Below are 25,889 nucleotides of genomic sequence, written 5' to 3'. Positions count from 1 at the left end.
AGTCAAGAGAGGGCTTCCGAATGCGCCAATTCTATCGAAAATACATATACATGCCTTTTGTTAACCTGAGCTTTCGTTCCAAACTATTTATGGTATTTGTACTAGTCACCATCATTCCGATGATGTTATTGGTTTATTTTTCTTATGAACTTACCAAAACGAAACTTACCGAGCAGATCTATATCAACATGACGAACTCAACAGCTCAGATCACTAAAAATCTGGAGAATAAACTGGATAGCTACGAACATATTTCCGCCTCTATTTATTTGGATAACCGCCTTGCCAATTACCTTACGAACGAATATCAGGATGATCCATCCTATTTGGACGTCTATAATTATATTGGCAATCGAATCGACACCGTGATGGCTGCCTACCCTGATTTTGATAGCGCATTCATTTATTCGGACAATCCATCTCTGCCCAAAGATAATTATTATATCCGGCCGATTACACCCGAAGTTCAGAACACAGAACTGTTCCACAAGTTGAAACAATCCTATGGGAACCTTATTCATCTCTCATCGCCGCAGACCGAGAATGGTCCCGCCATGTTTACGCTCGCCCGGCTGCTGAACAACAATAGTAATCAGTACCCCTACGGGATGCTGGTCTTTCAAATTTCAGAGTCTGTCATCTACTCGCTCATGGAAAAAGAAGCAGGCGGCAAAGATATCTTTATCATAAATGACAAGGGCATTATTCTGTCTTCAGCGGACAAGCAGTTAATCAACACAAGCCTGCCCGAATTGCTTCATCAGAATTTTGACGAGACGCCTTCAGGCAGATTTGATACAACGTACCAAGGGGTTAAGGCGCTAGCCGTCTACAACACGCTCAAAAACGGCTGGAAAACGGTGTCCATCTTCCCTTATGACAGTATTATCAAGGATGCCAAATCTCTCTCTCAGCTCATTATCAAAATTTCACTGGGCTTCATCGGCGTGGCGCTATTGCTCATTTATATTACGGCCTCGCTGTTCAGTAAACGCATCAGAACGTTAATTCGGATGATTCGACGCATTGAACGGGGAGATTTCAACCCTACCCATGAGGAACAAATGGGCAGTGATGAGATAGGACAGCTTCACTTTGCATTCGAACAGATGACAACCCGGTTGAAAAGTCTGGTTACAGAGGTCTACCAGAAGGAGTTACAGAGCAAGGAAGCCGAGCTTGACTTGCTTCAAGCCCAGATCAATCCTCACTTTCTGTATAATACACTTGGCTCGATCTCCTCTCTGGCTGTAAAGCATCAGGATCCCCAGATTCAGGATATGGTCCTTCATCTGGCCAAGTTTTATCGGATATCCCTGAATAAAGGAAAGAGCATCCTGACTATCAATGAGGAATTGAAACTGACGCAGAGCTATAATGCCATTCAGCTTATTCGATTTAAGGGCAAGCTGAACATCATCTACACAATAGATCAATCGATTCTGCCCTACTCGACCGTAAAGCTTGCGTTACAGCCTTTTGTGGAGAATGCAGTGATTCATGCCATTTGGAATCAGGATCGGCCCCTGAATATCCATATCAAGGGCGTCATCGAGAATAATAGTATCATCTTATCTGTTATAGACGACGGAATGGGCATGCGGCGTGAAACGCTTCAGTCTTTGTTTGAAGAGAAAGAAGGACGAGGCTATGGCATTTCAAATGTGGATCGGCGAATTAAGCTGAAATTTGGTGAATACTACGGTGTTAAAGTGTATAGCAAACTAAGCATGGGGACCACGGTCCAGATCCGTCTGCCACAAAAAGAGATCCAATAAAAAAGGAGTGCGATGCAGCCACTATTGGCTTGCAAAGCACTCCTTTTAAACAATTCTACAGAACATTATACCTGCTCACGGATACGATACACCAGGCTGTCGAAATCGCCGCGTAGAGGCAACTCCACCCCGATGTTCATCAGCGCACGCCCACTGACCGATAATCCCAGCTCTTCAATGAGATAGGTCTTGTCAGCCTGAAGACCTGCCAAACGGAGTCTTGGCAACGGTTCACCCAGCTTCTGCGAGTGAAGAAAAGCGAACAGCACATGGTCACTTCCGGCAGCATCGCTGTACTGGACAGCGGTAACCCCCTTATGGCGAAGCGCAGTCAGACGGAACTGTCTGCCGAACTGGACCAGGTGGCGAATGGCTTTGTACTGACCGATGAATTCCCCAGACTGCTCAATCCATTCATCACTCCACTCGTTCAGGTTGGAGCCAATACCAAGCGTGCCCATCATTGCACTGTGGAAACGATACTTCAGAGAGACGTTTCGGCCGTTCATTCCTGTAGGCGACTCGGTTACCCAACAGGTCATCATACGTGGTGCATATGTATACGAGAAGCCTTCCTGAATGCTCAGACGGTCGAACGCATCCGTATTGTCACTCGGCCAGGACTGGTCGGCATAACGGAAGATGCCCAGATCAATCCGCGAGCCACCTCCTGCGCAAGTCTCAAACTCCACATCCGGGAACTTGGCTCGTAGCTGTGACCAGATATCATAGAGACTCTGGACATGCCTTACCCATACTTCTTTCTGGCGGTTAATAGGGTGACCCTTCATGCCAGGCTCCGTGATGGTCCGGTTCATGTCCCATTTAATGAACTTAATCTCATGGTTGCCAAGCAGTTCGGTCATAAAATCAATAATGTATTGCTTAACCTCCGGCTTGGAAATGTTCAGCAGCAGCTGATTGCGTAGTTCCGTACGTCCCCGGGTCTCAAAATGATATACCCAGTCTGGATGTGCTCTATAGAGATCACTATCCGGGTTGACCGACTCCGGTTCCACCCATATGCCGAATTCCATCCCAAGTCCGTGAACCCGGTCAATCAGCTCAACAAGTCCGTTCGGGAACTTCTCCTTGTTCACGTTCCAGTCGCCCAATCCCGCACGGTCGGAATGCCGCTGACCGAACCAGCCGTCATCCACCACGAATAGCTCCACACCCATCTTGGCTGCCCGCTCGGCAAGCGCCATTTGGTCCTGTGCGTTAACATCGAAGTAAGTAGCTTCCCAGGAGTTGTAAAGCACTTTCCCGATTTCACTGCGCGGAAGTATGTAATTATATTGATATTGATGCAAGCGGTGGCTCATGCCGCCAAAACCCTCAGGGCTGAATCCGCCGACAAAGACAGGCGTCTCGAACATTTCGCCCGCACCCAGCAACCATTCATTGTCAAAATCATTGATGCCGCCTGTTACCCGCACATGAGTGAATGGGGTCTTCTCCGCAACAATCTTCCAGTTGCCGCTCCAGGCCAGAGCACCAAACCATACCCCGCCGCCGCTTTCTGTCGAAAGACCATCATCAATGGCAAACCATGGGTTGGCATGACCGTCAGTGAAACCTCTCCGCGATTCAAGTACCTTTTTTCCCTCTGTCAAAATGGTATTGCGCAGTTGGAATTCACCCGACCATTTCCCTGTAACATGCGTCAGGCGGTAATCCTGGAGATATGGCAAAGTCCAGGCTGCGGATTGCATGCTTTCCAGCACGATATCCTCCTGTCCTGTATTTACGATATTGGCGTAACGCTCCACCAGGTCGAATTCCTGGATGACCCGATATACCAACTGCGTTTCAAGTGCATAGACTTGATCCTTCAACGTGATAATCAGCGTCTGTCTGCCATCCTGTTCAATGATCTCGTGACGGTCATATCTTACCTGAAGATCGCGGACACCATCAGGCATGCGCAGTTTCAGAGATGGCTCTGTATAAGATGCTCCTCCCCAGAAGCTATACTCCTCTACCTCTCCTTCCACTTCCGCGTCAAAAGAGCTATGGGATTGTAGATGGAGCAACGGAGCGCTGTCCTCGATGTCCACGGGGTCACCCCAATACAGATGCTGAAGGTGTTCTCTCTCATTAATTCCGAAAATGTAGGACGAATTTTGCGTCTGTATTGCAAATATACGTAGTTGTTCATTATATTGAATCGTCAAGTTTATCATCCTTTCGAGTTTCTGTTAACCTCGTGCTGTGTGTTGTGAACATACCTATTATTGTAGGAAGCAGGAGTTAAATTAGCCATATCGCATTCTTACAATCCATAGGGGAAATCATCTGTCATTTCAAGTTATGAAAATAAGGCTGCGATGCAATTCGCAGCCTTAAAACTTACTTCAAAATCAGGTTATAGATGACCTGAGCGGCTTCTGCACGGGAAGCAATCCCTTTAGGTACAAACTGTCCCTGTCTTGGGCCTTGAACCAGTCCCAATCGGGCTGCATCCTTTACCGAAGCAGTTGCCCATGAAGAAACCTGATCTATATCAGTAAACAAGATATCTGTAGAACCGACAGGCACTTTCCCAACATTCAGTTCATATGCCTTCATCAGCATCACCGTTATTTCCTCCCGGGTAATCTGTGCGTCCGGCTGGAAACTGGCTGCACTTCGGCCGTTTACAATACCGGCTTGGGTCGCAATCGAGATGGGTTCCGCGTACCAGGCATCTGTCGCTACATCTGTAAATTGTACTTCCCCTGCTACGGTCAGTCCTAGGGAATGAACGAGCATGGCGGTGAATTCAGCGCGGGTGACTGCACGTCCTGGCTCAAATTGATCTTCATTTGTACCATTGACAAACAGCTTAGCCGCTAACTCCTTGATTACAGAGCTGGCCCAGTGATTCGCCGGAACATCGGCAAACGCTCGATTCAGTTCCAGAACGGCATACTTGCTGAAGTGGCTCACTTTAGTCGTTAATACGCCATTCACGTAATCCGATTTGAGAAATTCCAATTTCCCATTTTCGTTAATATAATATATTCCTCCCTGTGAAGGGTCGAAGCCTTCAGCCGCTGCCAGACTCAGAGTAACCGGATGATCAAACGCAGAGAGTGTTTCGGTTGTACCTGATTTAGTTGTTGCCGAAAGGCTGAATTCATAGATTTCTCCCTTAAGGGAAACTGTTGCCCGGGATGATGATTCTACTGCAGCCATGACCTCTTTGGACTTGCTGCCAAGCGGAATCATTTTCAGGGAAATAGTGCTATCTTCCTGTTGCCCCGCTGGTAGCTTGCTCAACAGCTGCTGGAACAAACTCGCAGGTATTTGCAGAGTTAGCTTACCTGATTTCACTTCCAGTGTATGGTTGCCAAGCTGGCGTATGACAGCAGATGACAGTTGAACTTCCTGAGTACCCGCTTTGATGTCCACAACGGCTTTCCCTGCCCCACTGTTCACTTTCAGCATATCGGCTGTGATGACCAGTGTTACCGTATCGTTCTCTTGAGCCGTGGTGTTACCGGAGTTCCCGCTAGTATTATTGTTACTGCCATTGTTGCCAGGGTTCCCAGGGTTGCTTGGATTACCTGGGTTGCTTGGATTACCTGGGTTGCCTGGATTTTCAGGGGTGGCTGGTTTTTCGATCAATTTAACCAACTTCGATTCAGCCGGTCCAAGCGAGATGGACCATGAACCCGTGGCAGACGAAGATTCACCTGTCCACAAGTCTTTTAACGTGTACGATTTGGATTCATTCAATCCGGCACGACCCAAATTAATCGTTTTGTTCGCTGAACTATTGGCGCTGTAATTAAATACGGCAAGGTAATAATCATTGCCATCTTTCAGAACAAACGAATCTGCGGCGTTTGCATTCGTATTCCCTTCAAGCGGCTTGAATACTTTGCCTTTCAGCGCCACCTGAAGAACATCCGTGTTATTGTACAATGCTGTCATGTATTCCTGTGCCTTGGGATCGTTCACATCATCAGAATCCATCATCACCGTGCCGGCAATCACACCGGAATTCACCCGGCTACGGGCTTCATCCAGGCTTGAAGCACTGCTTAATGCCAAATGATCTGGATCTGTATAGGAATAGATGGTTCCGTTTTGCCAGAAGCCGTATGTCAATGAATTGAGCATGTACTCCGTTTCATTGATTTTGCCATAGGTGTCACAGGAGATGCGTCTGCTATGCGCGTATTGACTTGGAAAGATCGGTGCGATAGACGCACTAATAAACATTTTTCCATCCAATCGCTCTTCGACATAACGCATTCCTTCATTGTAAGCCTGGATGCCTGTCGTCACGTTAGTGTCATAGTGTTGGCCTTCCAGTGAACCATGGGTCAAGAAATCCAGTTTGATGAATGTGAATCCAAGTGCTTTAAACTTATCCAGAAAATAATTCATGCGCAATTGACTCCCCGGATGTGTCACATCCAGTGCATATGCCCCATCCAGCGTAGGCAGAGGTTTCCCCTCCGCATCCTTGAGCACAATATCACCATACGTATATTGCCCGTTCGTACCATCTACCGTTTGGCTCATATCGTTGCCCCAATACACAAATGGTCCCCAATAGATGCCTGCACGCTGACCATTGTCCTTAATTACAGATACGGCTTGGGCAAGCTCTGCATCACTCAGATTATCCCAGTAGGAATCCATATTAATGAATACGTTGCCGTTATTATTGAACTTCTTCAGACTGTTCTTGAAATAATTGGACACATCCACTACGTTCTGATACGACAGCCCGCTATCATAAGCTCCCCAGCTATTCCAGCCCACTGGAACACCTTGCGGCAGCTCCGGATTTAATGCCAGGGGAGGTGTAATAATCGCATTGGCTTTACCGTATTCTTCAAGCCCTGTGCGGTAATCACTGAAACCACCTACCATAATCAGTGGTGAGGACAGTTCAGTACCGGTCAGGCTTCCATGTGGCTGGGTATCGCGAGTAACGTCACTCGCTGCACCACCATACACAGCAAATTCATTCAGACGATTAGCTGAGCCTTTCCAGTCAATCCCCGTCTTCCAGGTGTCATGGGTTACTGAACCAATCACCAGACCGTTACGAGTCGAGTTATTAAATACCGTCGTCATCTCGTAGCTGGTATCCGCCCGGTTCATCGTTTGAGATTTGTAGCGAATCCAGGCGTCATTGTCAAAAGGTACTGTCAGTACACGATTATCCGAGCTGACGCCAATATCCACACCACCCGTATTTTTAACAGTAATTGGTGACATATAATTGCTCTGGATCTCCGTATCACTGAAGGCATCCAGACGATTGAGGAAATACGATTTATCTTCATAAAACCGGTAGACCTGCTTCAGGGTTGGTTTGCCAGTCGAAGTATGAACAAAATTCAACTCAATGCCTTTGCCGAATCCATCCTGAATCTCCACTGGTGTTCCACCGCTCGCATGACTCTCATAACCTTTGGTTTCCACAAGGCTGTCACCAAGTTTAATGCTGCTGAAAACACCCCGCATCTTCTGCCCTTCTGCCCAGCTGTAGCCCGCTAATCCGGTCTGGGTATTATAAGACACTTCGTATTGTCCGTTCGATACCAGAAGGCCATGGGTGTAATCAGTCACCGTGATATCCCCGTATCGTTGCGAGTCACCCGGTGTTCCCAGATCGTCATCTCCTTCCCCTGGATTTTCGGGTTCTGTCTCTATCGCAGGCTCTACGATAATCCGGTCCAGATCGGGAGAATAACCATTGTTGTCTGAAAAAGTAATCGTATTCTCGCCTTCAGTTAGTGGGAGTGTAAGATCATACGTACCCACCGTATCCCAATCCGGTGTTTTGGGCAGGTCGTGGAACTGCTCTTCCCCACTATTTGCATGGACATAGAAACTCCGCGGATCACCGGAAAAATAAGCTACCGTAACGCGGTAATTACCTGTCATCGGGGCTATAATTTTATTGAACGTCAAGGAGCTCCCGCCATTCAGATAGCCAACCTTTTTGCCGCCGGAAGCATGGGGACTGTCTGTTACGCGCGCTTCACCAGTCAGCGTATTGCCCGAATCTTCGGCTTCATAGCTAAGCGTATACGGAATTACTTCAATTCGGTCAAAATCGGGGGAGTACCAATCATGATCCGAGAACGTGATGGTATTAACGCCCTTACGGAGGGAAGCCTCCGCATCATACGTGCCTACCGTATTCCAGCTTGCCGTTTTGGGCAGATCAATCATCTCATCCGTTCCATTGTTCACCTGCATATAGACAGGCCGCTGGTCACCGGAAATATAAGATATTCGGATCAAATATGTACCATCTGCCGGTACGGTGACATTCGTAAATTGCAGTGAACTGTTTTTGTTCAGGTCGGTTACTTTCTTCCCACCCGAACTAATGCTGCTGTCTACCACCTTGGCATTGCCTTTCAAAATATTGTCGGCTGCTTCTGCCTCAATGATTGCACCATGCAAATTTTTCTTCCAGTCGTCTCCGCCCCCTTCTCCCGGGTGGCCACTGTCCAAACCGCGGATCACAATCTTGTCGATGTCGGGAGAATACCAGTTGTTGTCATCAATCAGGATTGTGTTGGCACCAGCGTTCAACGGAAGGGTCACATCATACATTCCCACCGTATCCCAGTCGACTGTCTTGGGCGGTTCTTCAAATTGCTTCTCCCCGCCGTTCGCACTAATATTGAATGGCCGCGAATCACCTGAAATGTAGTAAACGGAAATCTTATAATTTCCTGTCTCACTTACAGTAACATTGTTAAATTGCAAGGAACTGCCTTGGTACATGCCTCCGACCTTTTTGCCGCCTGAAGCCGTCGGGCTATCAGAGATTTTCGCGTTGCCAAGCAAAATATTCCCCTCGGCCTCAGCTTCATAGGTATTCATATCATCGGCGTGAGCTGTTCGGACGAACTGGCCCCCGCCAACTATCAAGCAAATAATGATAAAGAACACAAATCCTTTTTTCATAATCCGTCCCAACATAACATGCCTCCATTTTCTTTTGATTGAGTTAGGTCTCCATATGCCTATCCTGCAGTGGTTCACAGCCATTATCTGTAATCGCTTTCATAAAGAGCTGTTAAATCCCATCTCTCCTCCTTCCTTTTCTATATGCCTAATTGTAAAAAGGAGGAGGGGGATGTTCCATACCACAATGTTACTATTCATACAGGAAAGCCTCTTTCATTTGCCATATCATGGGTTAGTAAGAGGGAGCCTATCCAAATCATGTTCAAGGAAAACTGGAGGATCATTATCGTTACCAGAGGGCCAGTATGGTCATATACTTTTCCTGTACTCATTGGGTGTTACGCCCTGCGTCTTCAGGAATAGAGAAATAAAATAGGACGTGCTCTCATAGCCCACGTTCTGCGCGATATCGTGAATCTTGAGCGAGCCATCTGCCAGCAGTTCCCTGGCTTTGTCCAGTCTGATGCGTGTCAGATAATCGTGGATTGTCATTCCTGTTTTGTCCTTAAAAATGGATCTCAAATAGTTCGGTGACAAATAGACCTGATCAGACAGGCTGTTAATGGTTATCGGTTGATTATAATTTTGGTCGATGAGGGTGCGGACCTTGTGAATCAGTTTTGCATTTTTGTCCATAAACCGCTCACCCAGCATGCTCACGGCATCTTCCGCAGTACCGAGAATCAGATCCTCGATCTCATGCAGAGTCAGCGCATTATAAATGGAATGATACAGCTCAGCCCGCTTCGGAACAGGTTTATGAAGCTGCTCCAGCAGCTCATTAACGAGATCTATAGACCAGTCACAGATGATTTTCTTCTTGACTCGCAGCGTTGCCAATCCCGCAATATACCCATGCAGCTTCTGTGCAGCCCATTCAAAATCCAGTCGATTAATGGCCTCAAACCATTCCTTTTGTTCAAAAGGGGGCATATGCTCCGTATAAAACTGATTCGAAAGCATCGCCGCATGAATGATCGTGCCTGTACCTTCATAGAAACGCTCGTTCAAAACGATACGCGTCTGTTCATACAGACAGTGAATATGGGATAACTCGGTCTCTTGTCCGCCTACAGCTGCCGTCACCGTAAAATCCAGGGCACTACGGATAGCCTCAGCCAAGTCTTCCCACGCATAATGTCCTGGCTGCTGGGCCGCTTCCATAAATACACCGGTCTCCCCTTCCTTGTAATCCACAAAGGTCACTTTCAGGTTTTTCGCCTTGAAGAAATGGTCGAGAAATGATACCAGTCGACCTGTGCAATCCTCCAGACTTTGTTGTTCCTCTTCAGCCTCCTTCGGATCGATACTGAACAAAGCCATTGCATATCGGGTGGTTTCCGGCTGGCGAGTTAGACGGCTGAAACCAAACGCGAGATCGATAGCACGATCTGCATCTTTTTCGTAAGATAACTCCTTCAGGATATTGGCTTTGGCTGCCTCCATGGAACGGTTTTTCATTGCAACTTCGTCACAACGTTGTTTAACTTTACCGATAACGCTTTCAATTTCGTTTAAATCCAACGGTTTTAGCATGTATCCCACGGCCCCTACGTTAATAGCCGATTTTACATATTGAAATTCATCGTGTCCGGTCAGAAACATCACCTGGATCGAGTCGTAGCTCTCATGTATCTTTCTCGCCAGATCAATCCCGTTCATTATCGGCATCTGAACATCGGTAAGAACGATATCAGGCTGGGTGGCCTCAATTTTCTCCAAGGCCTCCTTGCCGTTACTCGCAGTTCCCATAATGTAGATGCCCATCTCTTCCCAGCGGATATAATCCCGCATCATCTCAAGTCCCAGTTCTTCATCGTCTACCAAAAAAATACTGTACATCAATGTCCCCTCCCTTTGTCTCTTTCTGTCTCTATTATATGTTTTCCCCCCCGTGGGACCATGGTCCATATAAATGAAAGTTATTTTCAAGTATAGATCGTTATTTTACCAACTCCAGCTCGCTATTGAAATAGTAACTTTCGCCTGCTTCGGCATGAAGGATCGTTCTTTGGTTGCCCCAACAAATGGTGAACGTTCCCGGCGAGAAAGTGTGAATGTTCGTAGAGGTCAGCTTTCCATTCTCCCAGACGATATCGACCTCGGCATTCCCTTTTGCTCTCAGCCCGGTTATTGAGCCTGTACTCCATGCCTTTGGCAACGCTGGGAGCAGGTGAATCTCGCCCGCATAACTTTGCAGCAGCATCTCCGCTACGACAGCTGTACCACCGAAATTTCCATCAACGACAAAGATATTGCTCTCTGCTCCGGCAATGCCAGATTTGGAATAGGTGAACAGATTATCGAAGCATAGGCCGCCGATCAGGTGTGAGAGATGTTTATAAGCCGTCTCCCCATCATGCAATCTCGCAAAACCCAGTCCAAACAAGGCAGCTGTAAATTCAACATCCTCCAGCTCTTCCTGGAGCATACGATTCTCCAGCGTTACTCGTGCTGCCGCACTGAGTTCCGGTGTACGGTCAGGTGTAATCTGACTGTCCGGATACAGCGCATACATATGAGACAAATGCCGATGCTCCGGTTGCACCTCCTCAACATCCTCCAGCCACTCCTGTAACTGCCCTTTCTTGCCGATCTGTAATGGTGGAAGCTTGCTGATTGCTTCTTCCAGCTTGCGTCCGAGTTCCTCGTCTTTGTTCAAAAGTTCAACTGAATTAAGACAAAATTCAAAGAGCCTGCGTACCAGCATCTGGTCCATTGTCGTTCCCATGGACAGCTGCTGTGCCCCATCTGTCGAATTACCAGGATAGAAATGATTCTCCGGCGAATTGGAAGGACCTGTCACCAGCCAACCGTTCCGAGGATGCTCACACATGTAGTCCAGATAAAAAGCCGCGGATTCTTTAAGTACAGGATAGGCCACTTTCTCAAGGAAAACCTGATCCTGACTGTATTCATAGTGCTCAATCAGGTGTGTAGCCAACCATAATCCGCCTGTAACGTTTAGCCCCCACGACGTCTCCCATCCAGGCAACGTAAAGCCCCATACATTGGAGAAGACATGAGCGACCCATCCACCGCATCCATATAGATTACGAGCCGTTTCCCTGCCAGCCTGTGCCAGATCCTCAACATACCGAAATAACGGAAGATGGCTCTCCCCCAGATTCGTAATCTCTGTGGGGTAATAATTCATCTGGGTATTGATGTCAAGGTGATAATCACAGCTCCATCCCATTCGGCATGCTTCACCGTCATTCCAGATTCCCTGGAGATGGAGTGGCAGCGGAGAGTTCTCACGAGAGCCCGCAATGGTCAGATACCGTCCATATTGAAAAAACAATGCGAACAGCTGCGAATCTTCATCCCCGTCACCCTGTTCCAACAAACGAATGCGTTGATCTGTAGCCAGACCGGATTTCCCCTTGGCCCCCAACTGAATATCAACCTTGTCATATTGCTCGCCGTAATCGCGGATATGATCCTCCCTCAGCAAGGCATAGCCCTTGTTTAAAGCCTTCAACAGCGTATACTCGTTCTCAGTTTCCCAATCCTGATCTGTACGGCGATAATCCGTGCTTACACTAAAATAAATCCATGCCTCATCCGCTCCAGTCACGTTCAATCGACCATCTCTACTTGCGATGGTCCCCCCGGATATAACCAACTTGACCAAACCCTTGGCCCATACGCCGCAAGTCCCATCACTATGTACATTTTCCGTTGCCTGCCCTTGGAATTCAAGCGTGTTGTTATCTAAGGCTACAACCTTGAATGATTCCGTGCCTGCCTGCAAGCCAAGTGTAAAGGATACGCCACCCGGAGCATCGCTCCAAATTCGGGAGGCCACTATATCATCGGCGTGAGAAGCGAAAACTTCACGAAGAATCGTGATGTCGTCATCCTTCCAGAACGCCCCGGCCAGCGCATGAGTCAGATCCAGCTCACGTTGGAAGCTTCCAGCTTCATCAGAACCCGAATTCTTCTTCCCAAAATCAATAACAACATCACATAATCCAAGATTGGTGCCGAAATTATGCTTCTTTGGCTGTAAATGCTGCTTGGCAAGACGATCTCCTCCATCATAATCGCCAGCGAAGAAATAACCGCGCATCTCTTGCAGTGCAGCCTTGCCTCCTCCAGAAGGGGGCTCCGGGTCAATCCGCCCCGACCAATAGGTGACCTCGCTCATACTCCACACCTCACGATGCGAAGACGCCATAACAACCGCACCTATTCTTCCATTGCCCAGCGGCAGGCCTTGAGACCAATCCGCAGCAGGGGTTGAATACCACAAAGTAAAATCGTTCATATCATGTCCTCCAGTCCAAAATGATTAACTTTACAAATAGACTCATGACCAAAAAGGACAAACGCGCGATCTGTGAGATACAAAAGCGCGCGTTTGACTTTGTTTTTATATCCTAAAACCGATCACAGCTCTGGATTGTCATTTCGCCCAGGTCAGTTTCCCTTCACGGTCAATCTGAAGATTTTGGATTCCGCCGGTTCCAGTGAGACCGTAAGCTCTCCAGACGTTTCCCCTTGTGAGCCTTCCCACAGATCTTGCAAGCGGTATACGGCATTGACGTTTAGTCCGGCCCGCTCCAGAGAGATCGACTTCACCGCAGCTTGTTCAGCATCAAAGTTGAAGACGGCGAGATAGAAACTCTTCTCTTCCGGCGATTCAAGAACAAACACATCAGAAGACAGCTTCCCAAGATCGCCTTCAACTGGACGGAAGGTTTTGCCCATACGAGCAACGTTCAATATATCCGTGTTACCAAGCCATTCTCTTGCTCGTTCGGCAGCTTCCTCTTTACGGAAGTCATCCCCGAGCAGAAGCACCGTACCGGCAATGACTGAAGCGGTCAGGCGGCTGCGTCCTTCATGCCAGCCGGTAGCTTCCTGGTTGAAGCTCTTGTACAACACGGAATGGTCAGGATCATTGTAGCGATAGAGCGTATTGCTCATCCACCAGCCGTGTGTCAACGAGTTCAGCAGATATTCCGTATCCGCAAGTGTACCGAAGACATCACAGGAAATACGGCGGCTGTGGGCAAAAGCATATGGAAATAATGGAGCGATGGACAAGTTAATGAAAAACGGCCGACCGATTACTTCTGGCGAGAGCTTATGCTGCAAATAAGACATGCCATAGTGATAAGCCGCGATCCCTGTTGTAATATCCGGATTGTGGTGCTGCCCTTCCAGGGAGCCATGCGCCAAGAAATCCAGTTTGATATATTCGAAACCTTCCGAGATGAATTTGTCCGTGAACCAGTCAATTCTTTGCAGGTTGCCAGGATGTGTTGGGTCAATGGCCAGACCACCGTCTACATCCGGCAGAATCTCTCCCTCACTGTCACGCAGCAGGATGTCTCCATAAGTATATTTACCGTTCGTTCCTTCGACCGCCTGACCGAACTGACCAGGCCCTCCCCAGAAGGCAAATGGGGTCCAGTACGTTCCCGACCTATGTCCGTTTTGCCGTACCCGGTCTAGTGCATTCTTCATTTCTTCCGGTGTAAAATTGTCCCAGAAAGCATCAAAGTTGATGTATAACGTATCCTCATTCTCGAATCCAAGCGGCTGTACTTCATTTTTCAGAAAATCGCTGGTCGCTGTATACAGATCATAGTCCAGATCACTCATAGCCGCAGACCAGCTGTTCCATCCGATCGGGACACCGCCCTCCCAAGGCAATTGAGCCTCAATCCAGGTATTGGCCTGACCGTAGGCTTCAAGACCCTCACGGTAGTCTTCATAGAACCCGATGAATACCAGGGGCGATTCCACTCTCTTTCCCTTCACATAACCATGAGGCTGGGAATCGCGAGTCAGTTCACTCACAGCACCGCCGTACAGATCAAGTCCCTCGATATGTCCGCTTTTTTCGCTTTGCATACGAATCCCTGTTTTCCATACCTTATGCGAAAGGGAACCCATCACAATTCCCCGGCGGCTGTCGGGCGCAAACAAGGCTGTCGCCTCGTAACTCTCCACATCAAGCGGCGGCTTAACCACCGTATATCTGACCCATTTATCGTTGTCAAACGGTACACGCAGAATGCTCGGTTCATCCTGGCTGGATTCTCCGCCGAGTGATATGGTTTTGGATTGGATGACAGCCATGCGATTCGCCTTAAGCTCTTCATCACCGACTATAGCGGTCTGTACCAATACAAACGATGAGGATTCATACATATAGAAATGCTGCTCCAGTTGCGGCAACAACGAGGCTTTATGCAGAACGACCAAGCGTATGCCTTTTCCAAAACCTTCTCGAACAATATCTTCCTGCGCCTTCAGCTCATGGTTCTGGTAATGATCCGTGCTGTATTCCCGACCCTGCCAGCGAAAAGCACTACGAATACCCTTCACATGGGAAGAATGGTTGCCAATGCAGGACACTTCACCATTTTCAAGGTTGATCTCCAGGCTCACGTGCCCGTTTGTAATGCTTACAAGATTAACATTCTGTTGCTGCACTTGTACGGCTGTATCGCTAGTTAGCATCATATGCCTCCTTATTGTTGCATGCTGTGCCCTGAGCGGAGCCGGTTATGTCTCTCCTGCCCAAGTCTGCCCTCATTATAAAGACCGAATAAAGCATTTTCCATGCAACGATCTTCCGATCCATAACGCGATTTAACTCAACTTAACCCTGTAGGTACGTCCTGCAGATGTAGGGAAGCTTATGATATTTAAATCGGTATCCTCTGTCTCAACCCCGTTGCCGTCAAGCGTTACCACAACCGGTCCTTCACCTCTAAGCACGCAGTCCCGGCCCAGGTGTGAAGTGATGTGCGCTTCTGCAAGTTGTCCTTTCTCCCACCGGATGCTGACCTCGAAGCCACCTCGGGCACGCAGGCCGGAAACATTGCCCTGCTGCCAAGCATCCGGCAGTGCAGGAAGCAGTTCCATATAAGGACGGTGAGATTGCAGCAGCATTTCGGCAATCCCGGCAGAAGCGGCGAAGTTGCCGTCGATCTGAAACGGAGGATGTGCGCCCAGAAGATTTGGATATACACCGCCATGGTTGTATTGCTCCGACGCTCCATCTCTGACCAGACGTAGCATGTTGGAGAGCAAACGCAAAGAACGGTTTCCTTCCCTGAAACGACTCCAAAGCGCAACGCGCCACCCCAGGCTCCAGCCCGTGCTTTCGTCTCCCCGCCGCTCAAGTGAGGTTCTGGCGGCGACAAACAGCTCCGGTGTCTCTTCGTCCGAAAGCTGTCGACCCGGATACACGCCTACCAGATGCGAGGTATGCCGGTGGTAAATGTCCTCATCCTCATAATCCTTCGACCACTCCTGCAATTGGCCATATTTGCCGACTTGCAGCGGCAGCAGACGTTCGCGGATGCTCATCAGTTCTTTTCTGAAATCCAGGTCCGCTCCAAGGATCTCCGACGCTTCAATACAGTTGGTGAACAACTCCCAGATCAATGAGATATCCATGGTTGAACCCGTACTGACGGCTGCTACACCATCCGCTGTCTGGAATTTATGCTCCGGGGAAGTCGAAGGTGAAGTCACAAGGCTACCGTTACCATCGTCAATGAGCCAGTCCAGTGCGAACAGGGCAGCTTCCTTCATTATTGGATAAGCGGAATTCCGCAAATACTCCTCGTCTCCGCTGAAGGCATAGTGCTCCCACAAATGCTGGGTCAGCCATATGCCTCCCATCGGCCAGAAGGCCCAGCTTGGATCACCGTCTCCATAATTGCCCACCGGAGCCGTCTGTCCCCAGATATCCGTGTTATGATGCGTGGTCCAGCCGCGGGTGCCATAGTTGACCTGTGCGGTCTCAGCGCCCTTCTTCGCCAAATTGCGGATCAAGTCCAGCAAGGGCTCATGGCATTCAGCCAGATTGCATATTTCAGCCGGCCAATAGTTCATTTCGGTGTTAATATTCAGCGTATAATTGCTGCTCCAGGGAGGACGAGTTACTGTATTCCATATACCCTGAAGATTCGCAGCCTGCGTTCCCGGACGGGAACTTGCGATCAACAAGTAGCGCCCATAATGAAAGAGTAGCTCCACAAGCCCCGGATCTTCCGCCCCATAGGTCGTAATCCGCTGTTCAGTGGACATCTGCTCCGAAGCAGGTGAATTCCCAAGCTGAAGCTTCACCCGCTCGAACAACAGACGGTAATCCGCAATATGTGAGTCAAGCAGGCTGTCATATGGCTTGCCTACCGCCTCATTCAGAAATGAACTTGCAGTGAAGGAAGCATCCTTTCCCTCGACTCCCGAAATGGCATCCATACCATTAAAACTTGTAGCCGCACTGAAATAAAAGGTTACCGTTGTCGCACCCAACACATGAATTCCTCTGTCATCCACCGTTACCTGTCCATCCTCTGTCTTCACCGCTAGCTGTCCTTCAAAGACCATACCCTTGTTATTTCCAGGGTCACCATATCGGATCGGATCGTCGCTTGCAAAGTAGCTGGGATCTACATGCTCCGGGGCTGTTCCTTCCAGAACAAAGCAGTCTTCCCTAACACTAGCCGTATGCCGAAGCGGGCTATCCAGACACGCATGTACATTCAGCGCACCTTCCACACTTGCAGCCAGCCGCAGTACAAGAACCTGATCAGGATGCGACGCAAACATTTCACGGGTATAGATAACATGGCCAATCTGATATTCAAGGCTGTGTACTGCATTTTCTATATCCAGCGTCCGCTTGTAGGAATGGTAGATGTCCCCGTGTTCAAAACGCAGGAGCAAATCCCCTAAAGGCAGATACGACTGGGTGTAAGGGCCCATCATCTCTTTGGTCAGCGTCTCTGCTTCCCTATAACGTTCCTCCTGTAACAGTTTGCGGACCTTTGGCAGAACGTCCTTTGCGCCAGGATTGTTGCCATCCTTCGGATAACCGGACCACAGTGTGTCCTCATTCAAGCTGATTTTCTCCTGCTCCACCCCACCAAAGATCATGCCCCCCAGACGGCCATTACCGATGGGAAGGCCTTCGGTCCATACATGTGCAGGTTTGTCATATTGAAGTTTCATGTGCACTCTCCTCAATGATTTCTCATTTGCTAGTCAGTTTCTTCTGGAACATTAGTGAACGTATTATCGATAATTCCAACCTTGCTGCAGGCGCTTACATAGACTGCTTCTTCAAAGCAGGATAACTTTCCTGTCTCTGTGGTGGACAATATTTTATTCCACTTGAAAACCAACCCACGGGTGGACTTGGCACTTAGAATCGGGACATCACTACAAGTTTCGAAACAGTTGTTCAGGATAACGACCTGCCGGTGGACGGGTGCGCTCTCATCCACCTCCACATTCTCCGGGGATATGAATATCACGGGATGCTCACTGCCGCCACATTCAATAAAATGGTTATCGGAGATCGTCACATCCTCTACCCTTCCGGACTCATACCAGGACTCGGCATCCACCGCAATCAAAATAGCATTTATGGACATACGTTCAAACGTATTCCCGGTAATCAGCACTTTCCGACGAGTCGTTACGAGTATGCCTCGTGTTGGCACTCGGGCAAAATGACTATTTGTAATTTCCACTTCTGGTGTCCAGGTTACGTTCTCAATGACATCATGTCTGCCAATACCATCCGGTACCGGATGAGCAAGAGTCAGCAAGAGCTCACGAGCACTTAAACGATCAACCGCAAGCACATTGTTGGAGGCGTAGGTCGTCAACGAACCGGAACGGACAAATTCAACCTCATCACCAGGATAAAACGCCGGAAGCCCATACGTTTGGGGATGCATGAATCGAACCTTCACGCAATCCACTGCCGGCTGATCTACAATTCGTAAATAGGTACCGTGGACATTGACAGGATCATCATGCGAACCGGAAAAATAGCTGTCCCTTACGGCAACTTTGCCTCTGCAGCTGGATATGTGCAGAAAATCCGCAAAACCGGCAACCGTACGTTCCGTTTCGGTGCGGGGAGCCAGGTTCATCCGCGAGAACGTCAGATTTGTGCTGAACTGTCCGACGACACCGAGTCCGTGCAGGAAATGCAGACTCACGTCTCTCCACGTTATATCCGAGCATTCGGTAATAAAAGCTCCAACTTGATCACGAATGCCATCGCGGTTTTGTAACACATGACCAGGGACCACATCAGGTTGAAAATCAAAATGCAAACGGATGGTCATGGGCTCAAGTTCTTCCACAGATTGGGCCAACTCCAACCAATTGTCGATTCGCCAGGTTGTATTCCGCAAAGGATCATAGATTTGCATGGGACCTTTCGCAAAACTCCAGCCTTCACCGAGCCAGGTTAGCTTGTTGTCCCGAATCTGATAACGGGAATGGGGGTGAATCCGGGCATCGAAATAATGCTTTCCGCTTGAGATAATCGTCATCTCGGTCACCGTTGGCTGGTGATAATCTGTACGCAGGTTACGAATCTCTACATTCATGCATTTGTCCAGCAGAAACATGGTCTGTTTACCATGAAAAATAAACAGGGAGCCGTTGCCTTCCAGTGTTACATCGTTCATCCCTTGCAGCAGAATGGCAATGGTCTTAGTCACGTCCGGAATCTCTTCTTCGCTCGCGGTATTGGAGATATAGTAAGGCACCCTGCTGGCCTTCTCCGGGTAGAAATGATACCTGCCTCTCGCACAGTCCAGTACCACTGGACCGGGAATTTGGGATGCCGCCTGAATTGCACGTGCCATAGCTGGCTGAGTGTCTAGCTCAGAGTCTGGCTGAGCTCCATAATCCGTCAAACTTATCGTCGTGAAATTTCGGGTTTTTTCTTGTTCTTTCAAAGGAATGATGATCCCCCCCTTCTTTGTATGTAACCCATCCATCGCTTATCCTCTGTCATCACATTGACTTCATCATCAAACTTCTCTTCTGCCTTGAATACACGGAAAATCAGGTGCCGGGTACATCATAGGCACCTGATTCCGATATCCCTGTTCATTACTTGCTTGTGTCATATGCTTTTTGCAAAATTTCCAGATAACGATCGAGCTTCAGGTTCTGTAAACCTTTCACATAAGCATCCCAGTCCTTATTCAAGTCCTTGTTGCCTGTAATGAATTGCAATTCATTTTGCTCAATGTAATTTCTGATATTGGTTTGCAGCAAGCTGGCTTCGTCAATTTCGTTTGGATCAATCCAGACGGACCAGATCGGGAACAGCTCTTTGGGCTCATGCCCTTCGTACAACAGCGATGCGTCATATAATCTGCGCTCATAACCATTGGATGCATAAATATCTGTGCCCTGAACGAAAGTATCACGATATTCTTTTGGCATATAGAAGTGAGCCATGCCGCTCCAGCCCGCATTACGTGGTGCCTCACCTTCAGCCATAGGGATTTGTTTTACTACAGGTTTAACGTCTTTACCCAGTGCCACATCACCTTCCACCGGGTCAGTCCAGTCAATCCCCTTCATACCGCTCGCACCGTTCGTTTGGCCTTCTGGTGTGAACATGTAGTCAACCATTTTGATCAGGGCAATCTGCGCTTCTTCACTTGCCTTGTTTGTGATTACAAATTTCGCTCCTGGAGATACACCGCCCGCATCATGCGTCGCATAGGACACACCCTGTGGCCCAGAAATCGGTGGCAGCGGGTTATAGTGTGCCGAGCGAGTATTGCCTTCATCGATGTTTACGAAGATCGCGGGATGCATAGCTGCACCAACACCCAGAATTTCAGCATCAGCATTTTCACCGATTTTCTTGAACGCTTCTGCGTTTTGTGTGAAGGCACCAGGATCAATCAGACCTGCATCAAAGAGGGACTTGATGTAAGTCAATCCTTCTTTCCATTCTGGTGTAATTGCCGCAGATTGAACTTTTCCATTTTCCATTTGCAGGTAGTTTCTGTCATCATCATAAACAAATGCGTTCATTAGGAACGGAATAATCCGTACGCCGAACTCCTCTATGGAACCACTCAGCGGTACTTCATCTGCTTTGCCGTTTCCGTTCGGATCCTGCGTTTTGAATGCTTGCAGCACGTTTTTGAATTCTTCGGTAGTCTTTGGCATTTCCAGATTCAGCTTTTTCAGCCATTCGGTATTCATCCACATCTTGCTCGGGTAGGAACAGTGGAAACATTCCGTATACGCAACAAGTCCATAGATATTGCCATCAGGCGCTGTATTAAGCGTTTTCAAATTAGGATTCTTCTCCATAGCCGCTTTGATGTTGGGAGCGTATTGATCAATGAGGTCGTTCAAAGGAACGAGCACACCCTGCTTGCCATACTTCAGCAGATCTGCCTGAGAGAATTGGTCTATATAGTGGGTAAGCAGATAGGCATCAGGATAGTCGCCGCTTGCCAGCGAGATTTGCCGCTTTTCCTTGGCCCCATCCGAAGGATTGATCTCCCAATTGAATTTGATATTGAATTTGTCTTCCACAAATGCAGTGAATTTATTAGTCGGAATATCAATGCTAGAGTCCTGAACCGCAAACACGCTGATATTCACCTTGCCGCCCTCTTTTGAGCTCCCCGGTTGTGCAGTAGATGAGCTGCCATTGGAACACCCGCTCATGACAACTGTGAATACCACTACCAGCATCAATAACGTTACCATACTTTTCTTCAAATCTGATCACTCCCTTTTTGTAGTTTACCAGTTGAGACGATGGTACCTTGCGTATGAACTGTCTATATTTTCTTTCTCCATACACCGAATCTAAGGATCAACCCTTAACAGAACCGACCAGCATCCCCTGTACAAAATGACGTTGTACAAATGGATAGATGACAAGTACTGGCAAAGTGGCGACCACAATTAACGAATATTTTAACAGTTCGGTAAGCTGCTGTCTTTCCACCATTTTCGCCACGTCCATGGCACCCGAACCGTTGTTTTGAATGATGATACTTCGCAAAATGAGTTGCAGCGGGAACAGGTCTGCCGATTTGAGATAGATCAGGGCATCAAAGTACGCATTCCACTGCCCCACAGCATACATGAGAACCAGCACGGCGATGATCGGCTTCGATAACGGGAGTACAACACTCCAGATGAACCGCATATCACTACAGCCGTCAATCTCACTGGCTTCCAGAAGCTCCCCGGGAATCGAAGATTGAAAGAACGAGCGAGCAATAATAACCTGCCATACCCAGATGGCATTCGGGATCAGTAACGCCCAGCGAGTATCAATCAGATGAAGCTGCTTCACCACCATATAGGTCGGAATCAGCCCACCACTGAAAATCATGGTGAAGGTGATAATCATCATCAGGGTGTTCCTGCCGAAAAAGGTTTTGCGTGACAACGGATAGGCAATCATGATGGTTAACGCTACACTGATCAGCGTACCGGCGGCCGTATAGAAAATGGAGTTACCGTAGCCGATGAGAATCTCAGGTGTATTAAATAATGCCTTGTAACCGTTGAAGGAAATATCTACGGGCCATAGCCATACCCGGCCGGAAGTTACTGCTGCCGGGCTGCTGATTGAGCTGCTGACGATAAATATCAGGGGGTAAATGACCACCAGCGCCACGAGACTGAGCAAAATGTAGATTGTAATCAGAAACGTTTTGTCCACGGCGGACTCTTTAATCTTGGTTTGAACGGTTGCAGCCATAGGTGAACTCCTTTCCTACCAAATGCTATTCTTAGTAACTCTCTTCGCCAAACCATTCACCGTAACCAGTAAGACCAGATTGATCAGTGAGTTGAACAGCCCTACGGCGGTTGCAAAGCTATAGTTGGCATTCAACAGGCCGACTCGGTAGACATAAGTTGCAATGATTTCAGAATTAGCCAAATTGAGCGGATTTTGTAGCAGGTAGACTTTCTCAAAGCCAATCGCCATGACATTTCCGACATTCAGGATCAAAATAATGACAATGGTTGGCACCAGCCCTGGCAGATCCACGTGACGGATTTTTTGAAAACGCGAGGCCCCATCGACTTTGGCTGCTTCGTACAATGTGGGATCGATTCCGGCAAGGGCTGCCAAATAAATAACCGCACTGTAGCCCGCAGTCTGCCAAATGTCGGACCAGACATAGATCGAGCGGAACATGCCCGGCTCACCCAGAAAATTCACGGAATCCAGCCCAAAGAAGTTCATGGAGATGTTTACAAATCCGAGCCGCGGTGCCAGGAACAGCATAATCATGGACACCATCACGACTGTTGAGATGAAATAGGGTGCAAAGGATACAAGTTGGACGAATTTCTTGAACTTGGCTCCTCGTACCTCGTTAATCATGAGTGCGAGCACAATCGGAATTGGAAATCCGGCCAACACTAAATAACCACTAAGTAAAATGGTGTTCTTCACCAGGGTCCAGAATAATGGGTTCTCAAAAAACAGACGAAAGTTTTGAAAACCAACCCAATCACTTCCCCATATTCCCTTGATGACGTTATAGTCCTTAAAGGCAAGAACCGCATTGATCATCGGATAATACTTGAAGATGAGAAAAAATAGCAAGGGCGGAATCACCAGTAGATGTAACTGCCAGTGCTTCATCATTCTTTTGCGGGCATTGGTCAGAAAACCAGGTGCCTTCGGCTGTGTTGATGTCTTGTGATTCAATACGATTTCCTTCTCCAGAACAATCCCCCCTTACAAGCTGCCTGCGGTGCGTGAATTATGATAGCGCTTTCTTGAATCTGATCATAGTCGATTTGAATGTCCCATAAACAGGTACACCTGCGCCGTTAAACGTACAGTTATCCTGTTTTTCGGGGCACAAATCCGCAGTACGACAGCCATTTTTCCATTACGGGGGCGTATTCGCAAAAAAAGACCGCATTGTCCGGAACACGGACAACACAGCCTAAGGGTCTTCCATTCATTTAATCGTCAACCGATTGTCTATACACACTGGGCGAAATGCCATTCAATCGTTTGAAGGCCCTCCTGAAGGAGTGAGAACTATTGTAACCTACCCGTGACGCAATCTCGTCCACTGTATAATTGCTCTCTTTTAACAAAATCACAGCCTGATCCATTCGGACTTTGATCAGGTGGTCGGAGAAATTAACACCCGTAAACTCTTTGAATAATTGAGAAATGTACTTCTCGGGCCGCTCCACATGCTCTGCCACCCGATACAAAGTCAGCTCTGTATCTGAATACATTTTCGCAGTATATTCCTTGATCTGTTTGATGATTTGAATATGGGCATCCTTCTTCTTGTTCGCAATAACGGAGCACAGCTCTTCCATGATTTCATAAAACTCAGCCTTTATCGTTTCGAGTGGCTCCGAGGAACCAATATCAATGACTCGTCGTTTCACATTCTCGATGGAGGCATATTCCGTAAACGCCTTTTGATCCAGCAGCTTTAGAAAAGTCCCCTTCATTTCTCCGACAAGTTGATGCTTCATTTCCATGGACAACTCCCGCTGCTCCATGTTCTGCACAATGATTGCATCGACGATCCGTTTGGCCTCTTCAAGTTCCCCTGCACGAATCGTGCCAATTACTCGCTGCTCCGAATCCAGCGGGTAATAATACGTTGTATTTTCGGTTTGGGCTTCGTTGTTCCACATCATGCCTTTTTTGTTCATGTAGACTGCATACTCCAGCGCCTGATTGGCCTGATCAAAGGAAAGACTGACCTCTGTCAACGATGTGAAGAGATTTCCGAATCCTGACTGGATGGTGATCCTGTATTCATTGAACACATACTGCGCTAGATTCTCCATGATATGCGTGATATCTTCCTTTTCACGATCCATTTCGGAGTCGGTTTCCTTGGAAAAGAACAGGATGACTACTTTATCCGAGCCCATATCCGTCATCAGGACATCTACGCCTAGATCAGCCAAGGCCTGCTTCAACAGTAGTCGGGAGGCATTCAGTTCATTCAGGATCTCAACGCTGTCCATACTGGCATAACCCTTAATCTGGACAATTCCTGCATATCCCGTGCCTTGATACAAATTAATATCTGCCTGTTCGGCCGCGGAAAGAATCTCATCCCGCGATTTGAATTCGCCGGAGATCAACCGCTTCAGGAAGGCATCCCTAACCAGTGGGAGCTGGCGATTCAATTCGGATTCGAGCAGCTTGTTCTTGGTGAGCATATCAGCGATATTTCCACTCAAAAAATCAAATTCATTTTTGGGAGCCGAATCATCCTTCCCAAACTGCTCTTTCATTACACTTAACAGTCGATTGATTGGTACGCTGTTGCGATAGGCCAGCACGAGTCCAACAATCAGTCCGATGAGCAGTGTGCCGCCAGTAATCAGCAGCGTCATCCCTTTGATCCTGTTTGCATTCTCCATCAGGACATGACGGGGAATGCCCGCCTGATATACCCATCCGTTCTTATCGGATCTTGTAGTGATCACGAGATCATCCCCATAGAACTGGCTGACTCTACCTGGATCAAAATGAGAGTCAGAAGCCATTTTCATCATGTCGGGCTCAGCGCTCCCTTGAAGTGCAATGGTATTGCCCTCCGCATCACTGATATGAACCCAGCCACCGTATCGATCATTCAGGCTGGACAACAGACTGAGAATCATTTTCTCGTCAATGATTACAACGGCGACAGCCGGTGAAGAATCATTGAAGCTGTCTAGAGGCAATGACTGCATATATGTGATTACCGAGGTCTGCTTTCCCCTACTGACATAGGAACTGAGGGGTTTAATCTCACTCCGGTGGGTCTTCCCCAACACGTCCTTCATCCATTCTTCCAACGAAAGATCGTTATAACGAAAATCAGTGTAATAGTGATTCGGTCTGTAAGAAGAGCCCGGGGTCAAAATTAGATTGTAATTCGCAAGATAAATATAATAATTTTGCAGAAAATCATTGGTCTGTCCAAAGGTCAACACATTCTCCATCGTTCTCCATATCCCATATACGTTGGTTTCGTTGTCCCTTTCATTCATCAGAACGTTCAATTCCTGATTGACCGCAAGCTGTCGGGTGAAACCCTCCACTTCCGCCATGCGGCCCTCCAATATTTCCTGGCTTTTCTGAAGTTGGGTAACACTATTCTCAATGGAAATGGACTGTGTTACGGAGATGGACGTCAGATAAGACATATAACCGCCAATGCTGGGTATCACCAAAATGATCACGTAGGAAATTAAAAATTTACGAAAAACATTGGAATATTTAATGGGTAACCCTCCTCCCCCTCCTTGAGGTATTGGTAGCGTTATCAAAGATAATAATATTTTCCGGCTTAGTCAATTGTTTTATCTCATTCCTCAATCGTTTTTCATTCGGGAATGAATAAAAGG

General features: G+C 47.9%; 12 protein-coding genes. 1 reads left to right on the top strand and 11 read right to left on the bottom strand.

Going from position 1 to position 25,889, the window contains the following annotated elements; translation table 11 throughout:
* Positions 1–20 precede the first annotated feature (20 nt).
* The gene (locus ACFVQB_RS01195) at positions 21–1,778 is read left to right on the top strand and encodes a cache domain-containing sensor histidine kinase (RefSeq protein ID WP_379434584.1); all 1,758 of its coding nucleotides are present in this window, start codon (positions 21–23) and stop codon (positions 1,776–1,778) included.
* A gap of 65 nt (positions 1,779–1,843) precedes the next feature.
* Here the strand turns inward: ACFVQB_RS01195 and ACFVQB_RS01190 are convergent, their stop codons facing one another.
* From ACFVQB_RS01190 to ACFVQB_RS01140, 11 genes are all read right to left on the bottom strand, one after another.
* Positions 1,844–3,964, bottom strand: a complete 2,121-nt coding sequence (locus ACFVQB_RS01190) for an alpha-galactosidase (protein WP_379434582.1) — start codon at positions 3,962–3,964, stop codon at positions 1,844–1,846.
* 166 nt (positions 3,965–4,130) lie between these two features.
* Positions 4,131–8,726 (bottom strand): S-layer homology domain-containing protein, encoded by a 4,596-nt coding sequence (locus tag ACFVQB_RS01185; protein WP_379434580.1) that lies wholly within the window; start codon positions 8,724–8,726, stop codon positions 4,131–4,133.
* A gap of 297 nt (positions 8,727–9,023) precedes the next feature.
* Positions 9,024–10,556, bottom strand: a complete 1,533-nt coding sequence (locus ACFVQB_RS01180) for a response regulator (RefSeq protein ID WP_379434578.1) — start codon at positions 10,554–10,556, stop codon at positions 9,024–9,026.
* A 100-nt stretch (positions 10,557–10,656) separates the two neighbouring features.
* Positions 10,657–12,987, bottom strand: a complete 2,331-nt coding sequence (locus tag ACFVQB_RS01175) for a glycoside hydrolase family 95 protein (RefSeq protein ID WP_379434576.1) — start codon at positions 12,985–12,987, stop codon at positions 10,657–10,659.
* Positions 12,988–13,139: 152 nt separating this feature from the next.
* The gene (locus ACFVQB_RS01170; protein WP_379434574.1) at positions 13,140–15,197 is read right to left on the bottom strand and encodes an alpha-galactosidase; all 2,058 of its coding nucleotides are present in this window, start codon (positions 15,195–15,197) and stop codon (positions 13,140–13,142) included.
* Positions 15,198–15,326: 129 nt separating this feature from the next.
* On the bottom strand, positions 15,327–17,702 hold the full coding sequence (locus ACFVQB_RS01165) for a glycoside hydrolase family 95 protein (protein WP_379434572.1): 2,376 nt from the start codon (positions 17,700–17,702) through the stop codon (positions 15,327–15,329).
* Positions 17,703–17,731: 29 nt separating this feature from the next.
* Positions 17,732–19,453, bottom strand: a complete 1,722-nt coding sequence (locus ACFVQB_RS01160; RefSeq protein ID WP_379434570.1) for a right-handed parallel beta-helix repeat-containing protein — start codon at positions 19,451–19,453, stop codon at positions 17,732–17,734.
* Positions 19,454–19,610: 157 nt separating this feature from the next.
* Entirely contained in the window at positions 19,611–21,254 is a 1,644-nt protein-coding gene (locus tag ACFVQB_RS01155; protein WP_379434568.1) for an extracellular solute-binding protein, read from the bottom strand.
* Between the two features lie 97 nt (positions 21,255–21,351).
* Complete coding sequence (locus tag ACFVQB_RS01150; protein WP_379434567.1) at positions 21,352–22,251, bottom strand: carbohydrate ABC transporter permease; 900 nt, start codon at positions 22,249–22,251, stop codon at positions 21,352–21,354.
* Between the two features lie 15 nt (positions 22,252–22,266).
* Complete coding sequence (locus ACFVQB_RS01145) at positions 22,267–23,121, bottom strand: ABC transporter permease (protein ID WP_379436231.1); 855 nt, start codon at positions 23,119–23,121, stop codon at positions 22,267–22,269.
* Between the two features lie 356 nt (positions 23,122–23,477).
* A complete protein-coding gene (locus tag ACFVQB_RS01140) occupies positions 23,478–25,688 on the bottom strand; it encodes a helix-turn-helix domain-containing protein (RefSeq protein ID WP_379434565.1) in 2,211 nt (736 codons plus the stop codon).
* Between the last annotated feature and the right edge of the window lie 201 nt (positions 25,689–25,889).

Source organism: Paenibacillus sp. NPDC057886 (assembly GCF_042796655.1).
Lineage (GTDB): Bacteria > Bacillota > Bacilli > Paenibacillales > Paenibacillaceae > Paenibacillus.
The sequence above is the reverse complement of the archived record's forward strand: the minus strand, read 5'-3'. Positions and strand labels throughout refer to the sequence as shown.